This window comes from Moorena sp. SIO1G6, from assembly GCF_010672795.1.
In the GTDB taxonomy this organism is placed as follows: Bacteria; Cyanobacteriota; Cyanobacteriia; order Cyanobacteriales; family Coleofasciculaceae; genus Moorena; species Moorena producens.
Window position 1 is genome coordinate 1 of sequence record NZ_JAAHFZ010000133.1, and the last position, 4,013, is coordinate 4,013.

A 4,013-nucleotide genomic window follows, 5' to 3' on the forward strand; every position below is an offset into this window, starting at 1 on the left:
TGCTGACCCATTGCCTATTGGTGGTTCTGGAATTCCACCGACATTGCTGATGCAGGATATGAGGCATTATCTACCCAACTATCTCAGAGATTTTTATATGCGATCGCATCGGGGTGAAATTGACTTGAGAACTTCTATCAAATACTTGAGCAAACTGAAACCAGAACAATTTTTGTGCTAACACGGGTTAGATTTCAGGATATTGACTATGATTTATCCCTGATCCAAAAAGCTGCTGCTGATAGTAACCACTATGTCATATTCGCTACAGATGAGCCTCGTGCTGTTTGGGGTTTAACCGATACAATTGGAGATTTTTGGAAGGATTTAGAAGTTGATGGTCTGTACAAAAAAGATGATTTATCCAAAGAGTTAAAAGATCAACTAAAACAGCTTCCATGGTCTTTGCCAGATAAAATTTCCATTGAATCAATTGCTGAAAAGTTAAAAACACCAGACAAAATTTATAAATTTGTTGAATTACTTTCAACCGAAAAAGAGCCATTAAATCCAGAAGAAATTGATCAACTAATTAACCTTGCTCAGGACAATAAAAAAATACTGGAACGATGGTTTAATAACGTTCTCCAACCTCGTGAGAAATTAATTGCTTTAGGACTGAATTTCTTCGATGGTCTTTTCGAGGATCAGTGTCTAGTTGCCATAGGACAATTAGCTGACCATGAGTGGTATCGACGTGACTCATCTCTTTGTGCTCTCGATCACTGCGATTTGCAGCCTTTTCATAACTTCTTCCGCCCGGTTGAAGTCAAAAACGATCGGCAAAAGAGGATTGAAAGTTGGCTACCTGAGCAGCGTTTAGAGCTATTTAAAATTGCATGGAATACATATCGACAACGTATTTATGCTGCACTTCCAGTGCTGGTAAAGCTGGTTAAAACCTCTGTAAAACGAGGTGTATCTAGAAAGAAAGATACGTCTGGAATTCCTGTAGGGCAGCAGTTGTATGGTTCTCTAGGTGAGAAGACGCGACGTTATCCACTGCGCACAGCAATTAGTGGGGCAATTAGCGACATCGGTTTGATTGACACTGATGTTGTTAAAGAGACTTTGCTAAGGCTGGCAACTTATGGGGAAGAAGGTGTAACAGCCCTAGGTGTCCAAGCGGTGGCAGCACGGGCAATGGCTCGGTGGCACAAGCTTGAACAGAAGGAACAATTACTTCAAACTATTAGATATTTGTACCAAGAAAATTTTTCGGGCATTGAAGAAAATAAGAAGAATAAACTTAAACAGAATGTTCGAGCTACTATTGCTCTGACCATCAGCTATGCAGCAAAGTCCGATCCACCTGGAAAACTAACCGAAGGATTTCAAGAGTGGTTAATAAAATTGTTGTCAGACAACCACAATTCTCTGGTTCTTGAGCGCTTTCGCGATCAGATCTTACGAATGCTCATACCGCAGCACTTATTTCAACTACAAGAAGTGCTGTGTACATTAGTGCAACGCGAATACGGAAAAATAAGTGAAGATTTAACCGAAAAAATTATTAGTGAATTTAAGTCTGCCTATTATAATAATCATGCCTACGAAGTTTTAGATATACTCGAACAGTGGCATACCAAATGTGAACAATGTGAGATTCAATACCCTGTTGAGAAACCACAAATTACTTCTCGTGAGCGATTGCTAATAACTGTGGTTAAAACTTACGGGGAAATTCAGGATAAAAAAGTGCTTAAGCAACTATACAGACTCCTGACAATAGAAGAAGATCCAGACGTCCGTGAAGAAGCCATTGAAGTTCTGTGCCAGTGGATTGAAGAAGCTTTTCAACAAATAATATCTGTTTTACCCAATTTCTTACCCAGTTTATTTGAAGAGCTTGACAAATATGAGCAATTACGAGTTTCTGAAGAAATTATTAATATATTTGAGTCTGGCTATCATACTAATCATGCCGCCGAAGTTTTAGATATACTCGAACAGTGGCATACCAAATGTGAACAATGTGAGATTCAATACCCTGTTGAGGAACCACAAATTACTTCCCGTAACCAATTGCTAATAACTGTGGTTCAAACTTACGGGGAAATTCAGGATGAAAAAGTGATTGATCCACTATACAGAATCCTCACAATAGAAGAACATCCAGACGTCCGTGAAAAAGCCATTGAAGTTCTGTGCCAGTGGATTGAAGAAGATTTTCAACAAATAAAACATTTTTTCCCCAATTTATTTAAAAAGCTTAACAAATATGAGAAATCACAAGTTTTTGAAACCTTGCCAGAAAGCTATTGGGAAGAGGAAGGACTATCTGTATGGACTTTACAGCGGTTTGTAATTCAGTTAGGTAATCGGAACTGGAAAAACAATCCTGTGTACCTGATAGTTATACAAACCGCCGTACCGGTAATAGGTATTTTACTAGTAGCATCTTCGATATTTTCTCCCAGCAACAAACAACAGGGCAAGTGCTTCGTGGTGTACAGAACAAAAAATTATTTACCTGTTCGTGACTATCCAGACTTGAATCATCCACAGAAGGAACAATTGAAAAATGGACAACAGGTGACGGTTATAGATAAAACAAATTCAGTGTTCTATGAAATTACCGCTCCCATCAAAGGCTGGGTAGCTGCTAATTATCTCAAAGAATGTCCATAAACTAGAACCAAAGAGATGAATTCATTCCAACTAAGTCAGGATTTAAAAAACTTGGCTAACCTGTTACGACAAACCCAAGCTAAGCGCTAACCAGATTGCCAGTATAAAAGTTGAGCTAAATATAGCAATTCTATATCCCATAAGGTACAAATTGATCCCCCTAAATCCCCCTTAATAAGGGGGACTTTGAGGTTGAAAAGCTTACCTCATAACTGCGAGAAACGCTATAAGTAGGTGGCCATAAATAAACGCAACTAAGGGCGGGCGGGTTTTGATGGTTAAATCGCTTATTTAGCAAGACTTTCGCCTAAGCCCGTCCCTACAATTTTTTTAACGTCTAATTAGACCTACCTACTTAGTCGCAGTTTTTCTGTTTACTTTACAGTTGGGGCAGTCTTGTCCCTGATCACCTGCGGGATCATCGTATCCGCAGCTGGAGCAAGTCTTCGCAGTCTCGACACCTGCGCCATCATCCTGACCAAGTTGATAACTGAAAACCGGGTTAGCGAATAACGCAACGCCCAAGACTAGGCTAAGAGATAATCCCTTCATTACACACCTCATATGTTGTTGGTTGAAACCTAAACATACATTTATACTAGCTCAGTCCCGTTAACAGCAGCTGCTAAACCAAAAGCCCTTGACCCCCTCAACTACTAGCCGGAAAACTACCACCAACAAAGTGAATATCACTAAAGGTTTCAATCCACAAACGAGCGCCACAATCCAGTGGATTATCCGGCTGATACACAATCTTACAAGGACCGAGGATTTCTACCTCATTACCGTAGAGATTAGTGCCCTTTCGTTTAACTGAAATCACTGGCTTCCGGTCTTCCGGGCCTTTCTTCATATTCGAGCCAATGTGATTGCGATTAACATTAATCTTCGCTAAAGCCGTCGTACGACTAGTGCGCCATTTGCCCTTCGGTCCACGATTACCTTTAGTAATTTGTGGCAAATGGTTGAACAGAGGAATAATCCAGAATTTTCCGCTTTTATAGGCACCCCGGACGCGACCCTTATCTAGAAGTTGGCGCAATCGTCGAGAAGAAATTCCTAATAGAGATGCTGCTTCAGTAGTTCCAACGCACTTGTTCATCAGTTGACCCTGCTTTAACTATTCCGATACTACTAGTATAAAGGAAAAAAGAGAAATTGACAATTTCCGGTAATCGGGAGGAAAGCGTGGTAATAGTGGTAAACATGGTAAGGGTGGCTAGCAAGTCAAGTGCTGTGGTTTCCACTATTAGCGACTGCGTCAATATCGGAATAGTTAGGAAATCGGGAATCGGGAATCGGGAATTGGGAATCGGGAATCGGGAATCGGGAATCGGGATTGGGAATGCGATCGCTTTTAGCGTGGCCTACGGCCAATCGCG

4 protein-coding genes are annotated in these 4,013 nt (G+C 40.6%); 2 read left to right on the forward strand and 2 right to left on the reverse strand.

What is annotated here, in order from left to right; all coding sequences use genetic code 11:
• Together F6K63_RS36380 and F6K63_RS36385 are read left to right on the forward strand one after the other, a co-directional pair.
• The coding region (locus F6K63_RS36380; protein ID WP_287314943.1) for a CO2 hydration protein at positions 1-181 on the forward strand (181 nt) is incomplete at its 5' end.
• Positions 175-2,631: an SH3 domain-containing protein gene (locus F6K63_RS36385; RefSeq protein WP_287314945.1), complete on the forward strand. Its 2,457-nt coding sequence runs from the start codon at positions 175-177 to the stop codon at positions 2,629-2,631. The genes F6K63_RS36380 and F6K63_RS36385, both read left to right, overlap by 7 nt.
• Positions 2,632-3,280: 649 nt before the next feature.
• Here F6K63_RS36385 and F6K63_RS36390 read toward each other — a convergent pair.
• Complete coding sequence (locus tag F6K63_RS36390) at positions 3,281-3,733, reverse strand: helix-turn-helix domain-containing protein (protein WP_287314947.1); 453 nt, start codon at positions 3,731-3,733, stop codon at positions 3,281-3,283.
• Entirely contained in the window at positions 3,708-3,878 is a 171-nt protein-coding gene (locus F6K63_RS36395) for a hypothetical protein (protein WP_287314948.1), read from the reverse strand. The genes F6K63_RS36390 and F6K63_RS36395 overlap by 26 nt, the downstream gene beginning before the upstream one ends.
• Positions 3,879-4,013 lie beyond the last annotated feature (135 nt).

Coding starts and splice junctions, on each gene's coding strand:
- F6K63_RS36390 (WP_287314947.1), bottom strand. CDS start 3,733: ATGAACAAGTGCGTTGGAACTACTGAAGCAGCATCTCTATTAGGAATT.